General features: G+C 58.3%; 16 protein-coding genes. All 16 read left to right on the forward strand.

Annotated features, from left to right (window positions below; all coding sequences use genetic code 11):
• The first annotated feature begins 5 nt into the window (after positions 1-5).
• The 16 genes from DIT71_RS05775 to DIT71_RS05850 all read left to right on the forward strand — a co-directional run bounded on the left by DIT71_RS05775 (position 6) and on the right by DIT71_RS05850 (position 15,527).
• Entirely contained in the window at positions 6-530 is a 525-nt protein-coding gene (locus tag DIT71_RS05775; protein ID WP_114612239.1) for a Mut7-C RNAse domain-containing protein, read from the forward strand.
• Between the two features lie 28 nt (positions 531-558).
• A complete protein-coding gene (locus DIT71_RS18105; protein WP_227537965.1) occupies positions 559-750 on the forward strand; it encodes a hypothetical protein in 192 nt (63 codons plus the stop codon).
• A 191-nt stretch (positions 751-941) separates the two neighbouring features.
• The gene (gene osmF / locus DIT71_RS05785) at positions 942-1,865 is read left to right on the forward strand and encodes a glycine betaine ABC transporter substrate-binding protein OsmF (protein ID WP_114612240.1); all 924 of its coding nucleotides are present in this window, start codon (positions 942-944) and stop codon (positions 1,863-1,865) included.
• 3 nt (positions 1,866-1,868) lie between these two features.
• A complete protein-coding gene (locus DIT71_RS05790) occupies positions 1,869-3,056 on the forward strand; it encodes an ABC transporter permease (protein ID WP_114612241.1) in 1,188 nt (395 codons plus the stop codon).
• A 21-nt stretch (positions 3,057-3,077) separates the two neighbouring features.
• Positions 3,078-4,025: an ABC transporter ATP-binding protein gene (locus DIT71_RS05795; RefSeq protein ID WP_114612242.1), complete on the forward strand. Its 948-nt coding sequence runs from the start codon at positions 3,078-3,080 to the stop codon at positions 4,023-4,025.
• Complete coding sequence (locus DIT71_RS05800) at positions 4,025-4,747, forward strand: ABC transporter permease (RefSeq protein ID WP_114612243.1); 723 nt, start codon at positions 4,025-4,027, stop codon at positions 4,745-4,747. Before DIT71_RS05795 ends, DIT71_RS05800 begins: the two co-directional genes overlap by 1 nt.
• Before the next feature lie 146 nt (positions 4,748-4,893).
• On the forward strand, positions 4,894-5,820 hold the full coding sequence (locus tag DIT71_RS05805) for a LysR family transcriptional regulator (RefSeq protein WP_227537981.1): 927 nt from the start codon (positions 4,894-4,896) through the stop codon (positions 5,818-5,820).
• A 76-nt stretch (positions 5,821-5,896) separates the two neighbouring features.
• Positions 5,897-6,259: a DUF7352 domain-containing protein gene (locus tag DIT71_RS05810; protein WP_114612244.1), complete on the forward strand. Its 363-nt coding sequence runs from the start codon at positions 5,897-5,899 to the stop codon at positions 6,257-6,259.
• Between the two features lie 71 nt (positions 6,260-6,330).
• Positions 6,331-7,278, forward strand: coding sequence for a sodium-dependent bicarbonate transport family permease (locus DIT71_RS05815; RefSeq protein WP_114612245.1), 948 nt, complete (start codon positions 6,331-6,333; stop codon positions 7,276-7,278).
• Positions 7,279-7,473: 195 nt separating this feature from the next.
• Positions 7,474-8,037, forward strand: a complete 564-nt coding sequence (ahpC, locus tag DIT71_RS05820) for an alkyl hydroperoxide reductase subunit C (protein ID WP_114612246.1) — start codon at positions 7,474-7,476, stop codon at positions 8,035-8,037.
• A 222-nt stretch (positions 8,038-8,259) separates the two neighbouring features.
• Positions 8,260-9,852, forward strand: a complete 1,593-nt coding sequence (ahpF, locus tag DIT71_RS05825) for an alkyl hydroperoxide reductase subunit F (protein WP_114612247.1) — start codon at positions 8,260-8,262, stop codon at positions 9,850-9,852.
• 192 nt (positions 9,853-10,044) lie between these two features.
• Positions 10,045-10,653 carry a transcriptional regulator BetI gene (gene betI, locus DIT71_RS05830; RefSeq protein WP_114612248.1) on the forward strand — a complete coding sequence of 203 codons (609 nt, stop codon included), beginning with the start codon at positions 10,045-10,047 and terminating at the stop codon, positions 10,651-10,653.
• A 5-nt stretch (positions 10,654-10,658) separates the two neighbouring features.
• Positions 10,659-12,125 (forward strand): betaine-aldehyde dehydrogenase, encoded by a 1,467-nt coding sequence (gene betB / locus DIT71_RS05835; RefSeq protein ID WP_114612249.1) that lies wholly within the window; start codon positions 10,659-10,661, stop codon positions 12,123-12,125.
• A 21-nt stretch (positions 12,126-12,146) separates the two neighbouring features.
• Positions 12,147-13,832 carry a choline dehydrogenase gene (gene betA, locus DIT71_RS05840; protein WP_114612250.1) on the forward strand — a complete coding sequence of 562 codons (1,686 nt, stop codon included), beginning with the start codon at positions 12,147-12,149 and terminating at the stop codon, positions 13,830-13,832.
• A gap of 228 nt (positions 13,833-14,060) precedes the next feature.
• Positions 14,061-15,278, forward strand: a complete 1,218-nt coding sequence (locus DIT71_RS05845; RefSeq protein WP_114612251.1) for a BCCT family transporter — start codon at positions 14,061-14,063, stop codon at positions 15,276-15,278.
• A 39-nt stretch (positions 15,279-15,317) separates the two neighbouring features.
• Positions 15,318-15,527 (forward strand): acetyltransferase, encoded by a 210-nt coding sequence (locus DIT71_RS05850; RefSeq protein ID WP_114612252.1) that lies wholly within the window; start codon positions 15,318-15,320, stop codon positions 15,525-15,527.
• Positions 15,528-15,552: the final 25 nt, after the last annotated feature.

Here is a 15,552-nt window from a genome sequence, read left to right on the forward strand (position 1 = left end):
AAGGTATGAAGTTGATCGAAGGGAGCCTGTGTCCGCTGTCGCCGTTGCGCTTTTTGTGCGATGAAATGTTGATCAACGTGGCGCAATGGCTGCGGGTTGCCGGATATGACACCGCCTTGCCCACCCCGGGCTCGCCAGACAGGCACCTGGTGGACTGCTCCCGCGCGGAGCAGCGATGGCTGGTTACCGCCGACGCGGACCTGCGGGAGTTTGTCTGTGCGCCATTCTATGTGCTGTATCTGCCGGGTGGGGATGATGAGGCCCGGCTGAAGGAACTGACTCTCCGGCTGGATCTGGATTGGTGCCTGGCCCCCTTCAGCCGCTGTAAAAACTGCAACACCCCACTGCACCCGGCCAGCGAGCGGGAGAAACAGCTCTTTCGCCCGGGGGTGCGCGGGGTGAGTAACGAGGCGGTATGGGCCTGTGTCACCTGTCGTCAGCTTTACTGGGAAGGAAGCCATGTTCGCCGTATGCGCAGTAGGCTGGAAGCGATGAACGCCTGGCGGGACGCTTTACGTCCGCCGCCATGATGCAGGTAACTATGTGAAGAGGCCTTATATGAAATTCTTGCTTTTCCTGGGCACCGTGCGTGATAGCACGCCTCCAAAGCCAGCCCGCCTGGGTGTTCGCGTTGCCGAGGCACCCCCGGAGCTCAATGAGCTGGCGGCAAAGGAATATCGAGCGCAGGTTGATCCGTATAAGCTGGTAAGGGCTTTCAAGACGGATCCATCCGAACGCAACGCGCCTTAGGTGTTATCAGCAAAAAAATCGGCTGCACAGTGACTTCAGGAAAAAAAACAGGCTGTCTGGTCGGTGCCCGCCCAGAGAGCCACGGACCGCCAGCTGTTAACCGGGTAACCACCTTAAAAGGCCAATTCTTCCTTGCCCTCGTGAGTCCATGCCATAGACTGGATAATGCCCATCGACAATTACAGAGAGGAATGGCTGTGTCTATTAGCTCCCTTTTCCGCGGCCTAGCGGTATGTTGTGTATTGGCGTTGTCGGGCCCCGCCGCGGCTGCGGATCCGGTGGTGGTGTCTTCCAAGATAGATACCGAAGGCGCGGTGCTTGGCCAGATAGTGCTGCAGTCTCTGAAAGCCGCAGGCATTCCGGTGGAAAACCGGCTCCAGTTGGGCGGTACCAGTATCGTCAGGAAAGCCATCAAGGCCGGGGAGATCGACATTTATCCGGAATACACCGGTAACGCCGCCTTTTTTCATGATCAGGCTGATCGGGATATCTGGAAAAACGCGGACAAAGCCTATGAGCAGGCGGCGAAGCTGGATCAGGACTCGCACAACATTGTCTGGTTGAAGCCTGCACAGGCAAACAACACCTGGGCCATGAGCGTGCGGGGGGACCTGGCGCGGGAGCACAACCTGAACACGCTGAACGACCTGGCGGCCTATCTGAATGGCGGCGGAGTTTTCAAGTTCGCCGCCAGTGCCGAGTTTGTTGAGTCCGCCAGTGCCCTTCCGGCTTTCCAGGAGGCTTACGGCTTCAAGCTGGATGCTGATCAGCTGCTGATCCTGTCCGGTGGCAACACGGCGGCGACGCTGCGGGCAGCCGCTCTGAACGATAACGATGTTAACGGTGCGATGACGTATGGCACTGATGGTGGCCTTGGCGCGCTGGATCTGAAAGTGATGGAAGATACAGCCGGCGTCCAGCCCGTCTACCAGCCTGCGCCGATTGTTCGGGCAGAGGTCCTGCAAGACTACCCCGGAATTCGGGACGCGCTTGATCCGGTGTTCGAAACTCTTGATCTGGAGACGCTTCAACGTCTGAATGGCCAGGTTGCGGTGAACGGCGTGCCGGCGGAAACCGTCGCTCGTGATTATCTGGACTCCCTGGCCAGGAATTAAGATTTGTCGAGCACCTGGTCCACGTCTGATCTTTCCCCGCCCAACCGTGTAGTGTCAGTGCTGGCACTGTCTGCCCTGGTGCTGGTCTGGGTTCTGAATCTGGGCACGATACTGCCCAACCGAATTGTCCCGGGTACCGGCCATGGGCTGTTGTCTGCCATCGGCTGGCCAGGGGCCATGCTGGTAACCGCAGCACTTTCAGGTTGTCTGCTTATTGCCCTGTTGCCACTGCGTTTCCGCTATGTCTCTCTGCTGATACTGGTGAGTGCTTCGCTGGCAACCCTGCCGCTTTTGCTGGAAGTGTTCGCTGCCCGGCATCTACCTGAAAACTCGCCCTATGCGCGCTCGTCTATAGGTTCAGGCTTCTGGTGCCTGCTGTTTTTCCTATCGCTCATGCTGATCGAAATTTTTGGGCGCCTGGGAAGTGGGCGAGGTCTTCAGTTAATCGTTGTGGCGGTGATTTGCGGAAGCTGGGTATGGCTGTTCCAGGGGGATGGCCTGGAGAGTCTGTCGCTGGTGCGGGAGTTTAATGCACGGCCGGACAAGTTTGAGCAGGCTCTCTGGACGCACCTCGCTCTTGCATTGGGAGCCGTGACCATCAGTGCCGGCCTGGCCTTTGTACTGGCATTGCAGATGATCCGCAGCGTGGCCTGGCGCCGTCCCGTTCTGTCCGTTGTCAGCTTTCTCCAGACGATTCCCAGCCTGGCGGTGTTTGGCCTGCTGATCGCGCCGTTGAGCGCTCTGGTGGAGGCCTATCCGGTTCTGCAGGCGCTGGGCATCCGTGGCATTGGCTGGGCGCCGGCGATGCTGGCCTTGGTGGCCTACAGCCTGTTGCCCATGGTGCGCAACACATATGTGGCGCTGACAGAAGTGCCTGAAAGTCTGGCGGATGCCGGGCGGGGCATGGGCATGAATGAGCGCCAGCTGTTTTTCAGGCTCAAGCTGCCACTGGCGCTGCCGGTGATTGTCGAGGGCGTTCGCATCACCACGATTCAGGCGATTGGCCTGACGGCGGTGGCGGCGCTGATTGGTGCCGGTGGGTTCGGCAGCTTTATTTTTCAGGGCCTGGGGCAGGCGGCGATGGATCTGGTATTGCTCGGTGCGTTGCCTACCATTGCACTGGCACTGCTGGCGGATGCCTTGCTTTCGATGCTGGCGGCCAGCCTGCGGCCAACACCGGCGACGGCATGACGGGGAACAGGATGTGTCCGGATGATTGAACTGAAGAATGTCACTTGCCGCTTCGGAACGTCCGTGGCTGTGGACCGTATTAGCCTGACCATCGAGACCGGTGAGGTGTGCGTATTGGTGGGCAGTTCCGGCTGTGGCAAGTCCACCACGCTGAGGATGGTCAACCGCCTGCTGCCCCTCAGCGCCGGCGAGATTCTGGTGGATGGTGAGAACATTACCACCATGAACCCGGAGCAGCTCAGGCTGAACATGGGATACGTCATTCAGGGCACCGGGCTTTTCCCGCACTGGACGGTTGCCCGCAACGTCGCCATGGTGCCCGAGTTGCTGAAATGGCCCCGGCAAAGGATTGACGAGCGGGTTCAGGAGTTGCTGACCCTGCTGGGTCTGGACCCCGCCATTCACGCGGAAAAATACCCCCAACAGCTGTCCGGCGGCCAGGCCCAGCGGGTGGGGGTCGCCCGCGCCCTCGCCGCAGACCCCAACATCCTGCTGATGGATGAGCCGTTTGGCGCTCTGGATGCGATCACGCGGGAAAACCTTCAGCTGGAGATGCTGCGGATCCAGCGGCAGGTCCGCAAGACTACGGTGTTTGTGACCCACGATATCGACGAAGCCCTGAAGCTGGCGACCCGGATCGCGGTGATGGATCAGGGGCGCATCATTCAGCACGATACGCCCGAAAACATTCTGCGCCGGCCTGCTTCCGACTTTGTTGAGAGCCTGGTTGGCAAGCAGGATCGCGGCCTGAAACTGATGAGCCTGCGCCGGGTCGGGGACCTGATGCAGCGCTATCCACAGGCAGCCATTCCGGAACCAGGGGAGGAGGGGGTTCAGGAAGACGACAGCCTGCGTCTGGCCCTGTCGGTGATGCTCTGGCAGGACAGCGGCGAATTGCCGGTATTCAATGGCGATGGCGCGAAGACCGGGGTGGTCACCCGGGAACGCATTTTTCAGGCAGGCGCGTGATGCGAGCCTGGCTGCCTCCCCTGATGCTGGCAACTCTGCTGTGCGGGCTGAGCGCCGGAATGTCGGTTCTGGAGCCACTGTACGAGTGGGTGCAGCCAGATAAACAACAGGTGATCTATGAGCGGGAAAGCTTTCTGTCTTTGCTCCAGAACCACATCCTTCTGGTTCTGATTTCTGCCTGTATCGGCACGCTTGTCGCCGTTGCCGGCGGGATCTTTGCCACCCGCCCCTCCGGCCGGGATTTTCTGCCCCTGGTCAGCCAGATTGCATCCATTGGCCAGACCTTCCCCCCGGTGGCGGTTCTGGCACTGGCCGTGCCTGTCCTCGGCTTCGGTGAAGCGCCTATTCTTTTGGCGCTGATCCTGTATGGCCTGTTGCCTATCCTGCGTAATACCCTGGCCGGCCTCCAGGGAGTAGATGCGACCGTCAAACAGGCGGCGCTTGGCATGGGGATGTCGCCGTTGCGAGTACTCTTGCAGGTGGAGCTGCCGTTGGCAGGCCGGGTCATTGTGGCGGGCATCCGTACGTCGGTGACAATCAACATTGCAACGGCTGCCATTGGTTCAACCATCGGTGCCCGGACCCTGGGTGACCCGGTGGTCGCCGGGCTGGTGAACGGTAATACCGCGTATGTGCTTCAGGGAGCAATTCTGATTGGCCTGCTGGCGTTGACGGTAGACAGCTTGTTCGAGGCGGCTGAGTCCAGGGCATCAGCAATCTGATCCCTGAATTGGTGGCCGAAGCATCCGTGTTGTTCGACGCCATTGTTGTAACTCGCAAACCGGGCAAACAGCCCTGGTGGCTTTGAAAAAGCTGTCGCGGATGGGAAGCGCCAACTGTGATAATAAATATCCGGAAACAATGAGTGATGTCAGAGATGGGTAACCTGAACCTTCGCCACCTTTATTATTTCTGGGTGATCGCCCGTGAGGGCTCCATTGTCCGGGCGGCAGAGAGTCTTGAGCTGACACCGCAGACCCTCAGCGGCCAGCTTGCTACCTTCGAGTCTGTTCTGGGCAATGCCCTTTTCCGGCGCGCCAATCGGGCGCTGCAACTGACCGATTTCGGGCGAACCGTTTTCGGTTACGCCGACGATATGTTCCAGACCGCCCAGGCGCTGACCGATGTGCTTCAGCAACCACCGGAGAACAGGCCCCTGAGTCTGTCGGTCGGCATCGCCGCCTCGATTCACAAGCTGATTGCCTATCATCTGACCGCGCCTGCCCTGTCCCTTTCCCGCGAAGTGCGGCTGAGCTGCCGTACCGGTGACACCACCGAACTGTTGAAACGCCTTGGCCAGCGCGAGCTGGATATTGTGCTCACTGACCGTGAGCCGGCGTCGGGCGAGGCCAGCCATTTCCGCAGCTACCGGCTGGCAAGCTCTTCCATGTCGCTGTTTGCCGCTCCGGAGCTTGCCGCTCACTTGTCGGTGGATTTTCCCGCCAGCCTTGACCGGCAACCGTTTCTGGCGACTTCTCTTGATGCCCCCTACTTCAGCGCGTTGATGAACTGGTTTTCCAGCCAGAACATTCGGGTGAAAGTGGTGGCAGAGGTGGATGACAGTGCCCTGATCAAGGTATTCGGCCGCGAGGGCCTGGGTTATTTTGCAGCACCGACTGCGATCCATGATGAAGTCTGTCGCCAGTACCAGGTGGTGCATGTGGCCAGAATCCACGAGGTCAGGGACACCCTGTACGCGGTGACGCGGGCCAGGGGCAGCCATAATTCGGCCGTGGCGGAGCTATTGAAGGAGCGACCGGAGCTTGACGATAAGATCGAAAAAACCGAACAATAAACCAGAAAAAACTGCATTCCTTTCGATTTATAATTTGTGGATGATGGCAGGGTGTTCCACAGTAGGAGAGCAGGCCATGAAAACGATTCACAAGTTCCGTCTCGAGATGGGCAAAGAACCCAATACGCTGAAGTTGCGGGAGGGGTACCGCGTGGTTCGCTGCGAATACCTTGTGTCCCAGAAAGGTGTTTACCTTTGGGTGGAACAACCATTGAACGTCGCCATTCCCATGGTGGAACGGCAATTTGTCGTGGTGTATTCGGGCGATCCCGTCCCCGTCAGTTACCAGCACCTGGACACTGCACTCGACCCCTTCGGTCCTGAGGCCTATCATGTGTTTGAAGTAGCAGAGGCCCCGGTCAGCAAACCGGTTGCATCGAACCAGCAGGCGAACCCGATTCTGTTCCGGCCTACCTCACAACAGGTGGGTACCGCGTAGCCGAAACCGACGCTTCGACTGTACGTTCAAGGGCCCTGCGGGGCCCTTTTTCGTACCGGAGTTTTTGATTCATGCCCGACATCATCGTGATGTTCTTCCTGCTTGGAGTGATCGCGGGAACCCTTCGCTCAGATCTGACAATCCCCAAGGCCGCATACGATATCCTCAGCCTTCTGCTGATGCTGACCATTGGTCTCAAGGGCGGTATGGCCCTGTATGGCAACCTTCACTGGGGGCTTGTTACCGAAATACTGGCCATTATGGCGCTGGGCTTTGCCATACCCCTGGTACTGTTTCCGATGCTACGGCACCTGGTTCGGTTGAGTGTGGCGGATGCTGCCAGTTTTTGTGCCCATTATGGCTCTGTCAGTGCGGGTACCTTTGCGGTGGCGCTGGCCTGGGTGGAATCTCGCGGGCTGGCCACGGGCGGACAGGTTACCCTGTACCTGGTGCTGCTGGAGCTGCCGGCAATTCTTACCGGAATGTGGCTGTACCGGCGTTATACCCAGGGGGCGGCGCAAACGAGCAGCACGGGTACACCCTTATGGCAGGAAACCCTGACCAACCGCAGTGTGGTTCTGCTGGTTGGCGGCGTGGTGATCGGCATTCTTTACGGGCCGGACCAGGGCGATGGCGTCACCGCGCCGCTGACAGGCGCCTTCTCCCTGGTGCTCTCACTGTTCCTGCTGGAGATGGGGCTGGTGGCAGCAGAGACTCTGCGCAAGATTCAGCTCCGACACTGGCGGCTGATTGCCTTTGCCCTGTGCATGCCGCCGATTCTCTCCCTGCCGGGTCTGGCAACCGGACTATGGCTCGGGCTTGAACCTGGCACCATTGTGATTCTGGGGGCGCTCACGGCCAGTGCCTCCTACATTGCGGCGCCGGTGGCGGTGCGACACGCCATTCCTGAAGCCGATATCGGCCTGGCCATGCTGGCCTCACTCGGAGTGACGTTTCCGTTTAACGTATTGATCGGTATTGGTCTGTACAGTTACTTCCTGGAATCGCTGGCGGGGTAGTTTTTTGCCACGATAGGGCTATGATGGCCGGATAGCTCTGACAGGAGGGGCCGGCTCTAGTCCGCACCTGGAACCGCAATAGAAGTTACCTATCGCACAACTAAAAACAATCAATTTGCGTATTTGTGGTCGGATCAATATCTTAGCCGACTCAAGTTAGCCATTGCCTCAACTAACCAACTGGAGATATCTTTAATGGGTATTGTTAACAGCGAAATTAAGCCGTTCAACGCCACTGCTTTCAAACAGGGTGAGTTTGTTGAAATTTCCGAAGCCGACGTAAAAGGTAAGTGGTCTGTATTTTTCTTCTATCCGGCCGACTTCACCTTTGTATGCCCGACCGAGCTGGGCGATGTTGCCGACAAGTACGAAGAGCTGCAGAAGCTGGGCGTGGAAGTATTCTCCGTGTCCACTGACACCCACTTCACCCACAAAGCGTGGCACAGCAGCTCCGAGACCATCGGCAAGATCAACTACTTCATGGTTGGCGACCAGACCGGCACCATCACCAATAACTTCGGTGTGATGCGCGAAGGCCAGGGTCTTGCAGATCGCGCAACCTTCCTGATCGATCCGGATGGCGTTATCCAGGCCATGGAAATCACTGCCGAAGGTATCGGCCGTGACGCGGACGATCTGATGCGCAAGGTAAAAGCGGCGCAGTACGTTCGCGCCCATCCTGGCGAAGTCTGCCCGGCCAAATGGAAAGAGGGCGAGGCGACGCTGACTCCGTCACTGGACCTGGTCGGCAAGATCTAAGGTTTCAGCAACAGTGAAGCCGGTAAGAAGGCCCGCGATGCGGGCCTTCTTCATTTCTATCTGGTTGATTTTCCGAGTCGAATAGCAAAGGCCTATCAAATACTTTGGATCAATTAATTTGAGCTCTGCCTGGCTTGCCCGTATTGTGCTGGCATATTCGATTCACGACTCTATCTGAGTTTGTAAATTCAGTTTTACGATATCCTGAGGGGAAGAAAAAGCATGTTGGACGCCGGTATCAAGGAGCAATTAAAAGCCTATATGGAAAAGCTGCAACAGCCGATTGAGCTGGTCGCAGCCTATGACGACAGCAGTAAGTCCCAGGAACTGAAGCAACTGCTGGACGAAATCGAGCCAATGTCAGACAAGATCAGCCTGCGCACGGAAGACTCCGCAGACGTGCGTCGTCCGTCTTTCGCGATTAACCGGGTAGGTAGTGATATCGGTGTCAGATTCGCCGCTATTCCCATGGGTCACGAATTCACCTCCCTGGTTTTGGCGCTTCTGCAGGTCGGTGGTCATCCCCCCAAGGTCAGCCAGGAGGTGATCGAACAGGTGAAAGACCTCGATGGTGAGTTCGAGTTTGAAACCTATTTCTCCCTGTCGTGCCAGAACTGTCCCGACGTGGTTCAGGCCCTGAACCTGATGAGCGTTCTCAATCCGCGGATCAAGCACACCGCAATCGATGGTGCCCTGTTCCAGGACGAAGTAGAGCAGCGCGAGGTCATGGCCGTGCCCAGCGTATACATGAATGGTAAGCCGTTCGGCCAGGGCCGTATGACCCTGGAGCAGATTATCGCCAAGGTGGATACCGGTGCGGAAGCGCGCGAAGCCGAGAAACTGAAGCACAAGGACCCGTTCGAAGTGCTGGTTATCGGTGGTGGCCCGGCAGGTTCCGCAGCCGCCATCTACGCAGCGCGTAAGGGCATCTCCACCGGTATTGCCGCCGAGCGCTTCGGTGGCCAGGTGGCGGACACCATGGGTATCGAAAACCTGATTTCCGTGCCTTACACCGAGGGCCCCAAGCTGGTGGCGGCCATGGAGCAGCACGTCAAGGAATACGACGTCGACATCATGAACCTGCAGCGCGCCGAGAAACTGATCCCGGCGTCCAGCCGGGGCGGTCTGCACGAGGTCAGCCTGGCTAACGGTGCCTCTCTGAAGGCGCGCACGCTGATTCTGTCCACCGGCGCACGCTGGCGCCAACTGGGTGTGCCGGGCGAAGAAGAATACCGCAACAAGGGCGTCGCCTACTGCCCGCACTGTGACGGGCCGTTGTTCAAGGGCAAGCGGGTAGCGGTCGTTGGGGGTGGTAACTCCGGCGTGGAAGCGGCCATCGATCTGGCTGGCATCGTCGGCCACGTTACCCTGCTGGAATTCGCCGCCGAACTGAAGGCGGATGAGGTACTCCAGAAGAAGCTGCGTAGCCTGAAGAACGTGGAAATCCTGACCTCCGCCCAGACCACCGAAGTCGTGGGCGAGAACGGTAAAGTCAGTGGTCTGAACTACAAGGACCGGAACAGCAGCGAAGAGCACCATGTTGCCCTGGAAGGTGTGTTCATCCAGATTGGCCTGATCCCCAACACCGAATGGCTGAAGGGATCGATCGAGCTGAGCCAGCACGGTGAAATCATTGTTGATGAACGCGGTGAAACCTCCATCCCGGGTATTTTTGCCGCCGGCGATGCCACCACGGTGCCCTACAAGCAGATCGTGATTTCCATGGGTGATGGCTCGAAGGCCGCCCTGAGCGCCTTTGACTTCCTGATCCGCAACTCGGCTGATGACAGCGAGAGCGACGAAAAGGCGGCCTGAACCACCGCCTGAAAACAGGCTCACACACGGCTGACCCCTAACCAACAGTTCGTGTTTTCAGCCCCGTTGTCCGGTTTCCGGATAGCGGGGCTTTTTTTATGGTGGACGCCCCAGGGTTGAACAGGGCTACTTCATTCTGTACACTTTATTTTAATTGAACGTTCAATTAATAAAGATTGAGTCAAAACCACGATGCCGATTGTCGGAGTAAAGGACACCCGAAAGCAGCAACTGATCGATGCCACCATGGCATCCATTGCCGAACTGGGTTTGCAGCACACCACGATAATTTCCATCAGCCGCCGCGCTGGCATGTCGTCCGGCATCATCAGCCATTATTTCGGCGGCAAGCAGGGGCTGATCGAGGCGGCGCTTCGCTATCTGCTGGGCCAGCTCGGTAGGGAATTGCGGGAGCGAATGGCCCGCACCGATGGCTCTCCGGAGCAGCGCCTGCAGTGCATTGTGGAAGCCAATTTCTCCGAGTTCCAGCGCTCCGAACTGACCGCAAAAACCTGGCTCAGCTTCTGGTCCCGCTCCATGCACGAGCCCGGCTTGCAGCGGCTACAGCAGATAAACAATGCCAGGCTTTACAGCAATCTGCGTTACGCCTTTGCCCGACGGTTGCCGCAACAGGCCGCCACCGAAGCCGCTCGCCAGGTGGCGGCAATGATTGACGGTTTCTGGCTGCGCAGTGCCTTGAGCACGGATCCGCAGGAAGGCTTCGCCGCCGCCGAGACCCTGTGCAAGCGGTTTGCATTGAACGCGCTCAACCCGACAACGAATTCACCAGCTCAGGTCTGAACCCTATGACTGCATTGCCCCGTTATCAGAACTTCATCCATGGCCAACCCATGGCCAACGAGTCCGGCGAAACCTTCCCGGTGGTCAATCCCGCCACGGGCGAGGTGATCTATGAAATGGAAATAGCCGATGACAGTATCCGCAAGGCCGCCATCGACAGTGCCCAGGCCGGCTTCAAGATCTGGTCGGCAATGACCGGTGCCCAGCGTGGACGCATTCTCCAGCGTGCCGTGGCATTGCTGCGGGAACGCAATGATGAGTTGGCCGCCCTGGAAGTAAAGGATACCGGCAAACCCTGGCAGGAAGCCCAGGTGGTCGACGTGGTCACTGGCTGCGATACCCTGGAGTATTTTGCCGGCCTGGCGGCGTCGGTTGAGGGTAACCAGCAGGATCTTGGCGGTGATTTTTACTACACCCGCCGGGAGCCCCTGGGCGTGTGTGCCGGAATCGGTGCCTGGAACTACCCGCTGCAGATTGCCTGCTGGAAATCGGCTCCGGCGCTGGCCACCGGCAACAGCATGATCTTCAAGCCCTCCGAGGAAACCCCGATGGGCGCACTGAAGCTGGCGGAGATTTTCACCGAAGCCGGTGTGCCTGCGGGCGTGTTTAACGTGGTTCAGGGTGATGGTGAGGTGGGCGCCTGGCTGACCCATCATCCGGCCATTGCCAAGGTGTCGTTTACCGGGGAAGTGGGCACCGGCAGGAAAGTCATGACGGCCGCCGCCTCCACCCTGAAAGACGTCACCATGGAGCTGGGCGGTAAATCCCCGCTGATTATCTTTGACGATGCGGATATCGACAACGCCGTATCCGCCGCCATGCTGGGCAACTTTTATACCCAGGGGGAGATATGCACCAACGGCACCCGGGTGTTCGTGCACGAAGCCATCTACCCGGAATTCATGGACCGGCTGCTGAAGCGTACGCTGAACAACATCCGCATGGGCGATCCGACAGATCCTGACACCAACTTCGGGGCACTGATCTCCGGCAAACACCAGCAGCTGGTTCTGGACTACATCGAGAAAGGTATCGCCGAGGGCGCCACTCTCAGCCACGGTGGCAAGGCTGCAAAGCCGGAATCCGCCCCCGGTGGTTATTTCGTGGAACCCACCATCTTCACCGATTGCACCGATGACATGACCATCTGCCGTGAGGAAATCTTCGGCCCGGTGATGTCGGTGCTGACCTTTTCCGGTGAAGAGGAAGTTATTGATCGGGCCAATAACACGGACACCGGTCTGGCCGCGGGTGTGTTTACCAACGACATCCGTCGCGCCCATCGGGTTATTCACCGCATTCAGGCGGGCATCTGCTGGATCAACAGCTACGGTGCGTCGCCAGCGGAAATGCCGGTGGGTGGATACAAACTCTCGGGTATTGGCCGTGAAAACGGCCGCGTCACACTCGACCACTACACGCAGCTGAAAGCGGTGTACGTGGGAATGGAGGACATAGACAGCCCGTTCTGACCGGGCTGCTCGGAGCTGCGTATGAAAGAAGCAAATTACGATTACATCATTGTCGGGGCCGGGTCTGCCGGTTGTGTGCTGGCCAACCGGCTTACCGAGGGTGGCCGCCACCGGGTGTTGCTGCTTGAGACCGGGGGCAGCGACAAGAGCATCTTCATCCAGATGCCCACCGCGCTGTCCATCCCCATGAACACCAAAAAATACGCCTGGCAGTTCGAGACCGAGCCGGAACCTTACCTGGACAACCGCCGCATGCACTGCCCCCGGGGCAAGGTGCTGGGCGGTTCGTCTTCCATTAACGGTATGGTTTACGTGCGCGGCCATGCCCGTGACTTTGACGAGTGGCAGCAACAGGGCGCCGATGGCTGGGATTACCGCCACTGCCTGCCCTATTTCAAGAAGGCCGAAACCTGGGCTTTTGGCGGTGATGAGTACCGGGGCGACCAGGGTCCGCTGGGCGTGAATAACGGCAACAACATGCAGAACCCGCTCTACAGGGCCTTTGTGGATGCCGGTGTGGATGCCGGTTATTTTGCCACCGATGATTATAACGGCGCGCGCCAGGAAGGCTTTGGTGCCATGCACATGACGGTCAAGAATGGCCGTCGCTGGTCCACCGCCAATGCCTACCTTCGGCCCGCCATGGCGCGGGACAATCTGACGGTGGTCACCCATGCGCTGGTTCACAAGGTGTTACTGGAGGGCAAGCAGGCCACTGGCGTGCGTTACGAGAAAGATGGCAAGCTGGTGGATGTGAAGGCTTCAGAAGAAGTGATCCTCAGCGCCGGCTCCATCGGTTCGCCCCATCTGTTGCAGCTCTCGGGCATTGGTAACCGTGAGGTGCTGGAGCAGGCGGGTATTCCGGTCGATCACGAGTTGCCCGGCGTTGGTGGCAACCTGCAGGATCACCTGGAGTTCTACTTCCAGTTCCGCTGCAAAGAGCCGGTCTCTCTTAATGGCAAGCTTGACTGGTGGAACAAGCTCAAGATCGGTGTTCGCTGGCTGTTGAAGAAGGATGGCCTGGGAGCCACTAACCATTTCGAATCCTGCGGCTTTATCCGCTCCAAGGCCGGCGTAGAGTGGCCGGACCTGCAGTATCACTTCCTGCCGGCGGCCATGCGGTACGACGGCAAGGAAGCTTTCAGCGGCGACGGTTTCCAGTTGCATATCGGTCATAACAAGCCCCGCAGCCGGGGCTCGGTTTATGTGCAGTCAGATAACCCGCGCCAACCGCCGCGCATCCTGTTCAATTACCTGCAGCATGAAGATGACCGGGAGGGTTTTCGCGACTGCGTGCGCCTGACCCGCGAAATAATCAGCCAGCCCGCCATGGATCGCTTCCGCGGCCCGGAAATCCAGCCCGGTGTCGATGTGCAGAGTGACCAGGAAATCGACGCCTTTGTCCGACAGGCGGTAGAAAGCGCCTACCACCCCTCCTGCACCTGCAAGATGGGGGTGGACGATCAGGCCGTGGTGGGCCCGGATACCCGGGTTCATGGCGTGAGCGGCCTACGGGTGGTGGACTCGTCCATCTTCCCAACCATTCCCAACGGCAATCTCAATGCGCCCACCATCATGGTGGCGGAGCGTGCCGCTGACCTTATTCGTGGCCTGGCGCCACTGGATCCGTCCACTGCCCCCGTGGAGATGGACGAGCATTGGCGTGATCGCCAGCGCCCCGGAGGGGCCAGACGCGCGATCGCCTGACCGTATCCCGGTGGCGCAATGGCCGCCGGTTTTTTTATGCAAACCATCAGGACTTACCTATCGTCGCTGCGGCTGCGGAAAACGCACCGTCCTGAGCGCGCGATAGTTAAGTGTTGACCCGTCAACGCGGGGGTTTGTGTCCGATTCGAATGAGCACCTGCTTCAAAGTAGAGGAGGAACACCCATGTTGTCCGATGTAATCACCTTATCCTGTAGCCGGAGGTGTGTATGACACTCTGGCTATCCACAGGCCTGATTTTCACCTTCGCAGCCATCGCGCTGATCCTGTTCAAATGGTGGAACCTCAAAGTTATTGGCGTGACGCCGGTGCGAACGTTCACCTTCATTGCCATTCTGTTTACCTCTGGCCTCGATGTGGGCCTGATCATGTTCCCGCTGACGGAATTTGCCGGCTATGGCAATCTGGCGGAAAGTCCGGAATACGGCTTTGCCAACCCGCTCGCTATCGAGTTCGGGTTCTGGGCCTTCCTGATCTGGGGCTTTTACTTCCTCACCTGCTTCTATTTCTGCGTGATTGAGCCACGGGTGAAGTTTTTTGATATCCCCCTGGTGAGAGTGGTCAACAATGCGGTGATTATCGGCACCTGTGCCTTCACTGCCTTCCTGTTGCTAGTCAACCTGCCCTGGTACCTGCCGGAGATCGGCGATGGCGAAACCGTGGTTCCCACTTTCTACCTGATCGTCTTTCTGGCGATTGCGGCGGCAGTGTATTCGAGCAGTAAAATCAAATATGTAAAGATACTCAGCGTGGGCTCGAGCTGGCTGTTTATCGCCCTGATCGCAGTGATGTGGGGCCGTGCATTCCTGACCGATAGCGGCAGTGTGGGGGATTTCCTGGGAACGGCGGGGCTGATTGGTGAATACTTCACCAACCTGCACCAGTTCATGTTGCCGTTGAACGACTACCACGAGTTTTACCTGTTCTGGTGGTTCTCCTGGAGCATCATGATCGGCCAGTTCACTGCACGGTTCGTAAGCGGTCTGCGCACCTGGCAACTGATGATTGCCATGCTGGTATTTCCGTCTGTTGCCATTGCCACCTGGTTTTCGGTGTTGTATCACTATCATGCCGAGGGCCTGGAGATCGCAGCGTTCATCAACATTGCGATGATCACCGTGGGCATTCTGATGGTGATCAACTCCCTGGATTCGCTGATCCGGCTTTACACCGATAATCTGAACCTGACCGCGCAACGGTTCGGTCAGGGTCGATACTGGTTAGGGAACCTGATTGCGATGTGTGGTCTGACCATGCTGTTCCAGCTTGATTTCCTTCGCATACAGTGGGTAGGTGCTCTGGTGATAGCGTTGTATTTCAGCTGCTTCGTCTACATTGTCGTCAAGCGTCGCTCCGAGGTTATGGGTATTCAAGCCTCGCCCAAAGAGAATACACTCGACTTCAGGAAGATTGAGTTCGCGAGCTAGCTCGCTTCACACACCATCAGGGAAATCCGGGAGGTACTTATGTTTCTCGCCGAAAAGTCGACCGGACACATGATTGAAGTGCTGGATACCAAAGCGCTGTTTGATCCCAATGAATCGACAGTGAAGGGCAGCCTGCACTTTGGTGAGGAGGCTCAGGATGCAGAGGAATTTGCAAAAGCCGGCCTGAACTTCCCGTCCGGGGAGTCCCTGCCGCTTTGCTGGACCGACCCGGATTATCGCAGACGGTGATCCGGGCACTGCCAGGGCATCCCCT

It is taken from the genome of Marinobacter vulgaris, from assembly GCF_003344045.1.
Taxonomy (GTDB): Bacteria; Pseudomonadota; Gammaproteobacteria; order Pseudomonadales; family Oleiphilaceae; genus Marinobacter; species Marinobacter vulgaris.

What these genes read in the sequence shown, in the direction of transcription:
- DIT71_RS05800 (WP_114612243.1), top strand. Translation starts at nt 4,025, where the DNA reads ATGCGAGCCTGGCTGCCTCCCCTGATGCTGGCAACTCTGCTGTGCGGG.
- ahpC (WP_114612246.1), top strand. Translation starts at nt 7,474, where the DNA reads ATGGGTATTGTTAACAGCGAAATTAAGCCGTTCAACGCCACTGCTTTC.
- DIT71_RS05810 (WP_114612244.1), top strand. Translation starts at nt 5,897, where the DNA reads ATGAAAACGATTCACAAGTTCCGTCTCGAGATGGGCAAAGAACCCAAT.
- betA (WP_114612250.1), top strand. Translation starts at nt 12,147, where the DNA reads ATGAAAGAAGCAAATTACGATTACATCATTGTCGGGGCCGGGTCTGCC.
- DIT71_RS05805 (WP_227537981.1), top strand. Translation starts at nt 4,894, where the DNA reads ATGTCAGAGATGGGTAACCTGAACCTTCGCCACCTTTATTATTTCTGG.
- DIT71_RS18105 (WP_227537965.1), top strand. Translation starts at nt 559, where the DNA reads ATGAAATTCTTGCTTTTCCTGGGCACCGTGCGTGATAGCACGCCTCCA.
- betB (WP_114612249.1), top strand. Translation starts at nt 10,659, where the DNA reads ATGACTGCATTGCCCCGTTATCAGAACTTCATCCATGGCCAACCCATG.
- DIT71_RS05775 (WP_114612239.1), top strand. Translation starts at nt 6, where the DNA reads ATGAAGTTGATCGAAGGGAGCCTGTGTCCGCTGTCGCCGTTGCGCTTT.
- ahpF (WP_114612247.1), top strand. Translation starts at nt 8,260, where the DNA reads ATGTTGGACGCCGGTATCAAGGAGCAATTAAAAGCCTATATGGAAAAG.
- DIT71_RS05850 (WP_114612252.1), top strand. Translation starts at nt 15,318, where the DNA reads ATGTTTCTCGCCGAAAAGTCGACCGGACACATGATTGAAGTGCTGGAT.
- DIT71_RS05845 (WP_114612251.1), top strand. Translation starts at nt 14,061, where the DNA reads ATGACACTCTGGCTATCCACAGGCCTGATTTTCACCTTCGCAGCCATC.
- DIT71_RS05795 (WP_114612242.1), top strand. Translation starts at nt 3,078, where the DNA reads ATGATTGAACTGAAGAATGTCACTTGCCGCTTCGGAACGTCCGTGGCT.
- betI (WP_114612248.1), top strand. Translation starts at nt 10,045, where the DNA reads ATGCCGATTGTCGGAGTAAAGGACACCCGAAAGCAGCAACTGATCGAT.
- osmF (WP_114612240.1), top strand. Translation starts at nt 942, where the DNA reads ATGGCTGTGTCTATTAGCTCCCTTTTCCGCGGCCTAGCGGTATGTTGT.
- DIT71_RS05815 (WP_114612245.1), top strand. Translation starts at nt 6,331, where the DNA reads ATGCCCGACATCATCGTGATGTTCTTCCTGCTTGGAGTGATCGCGGGA.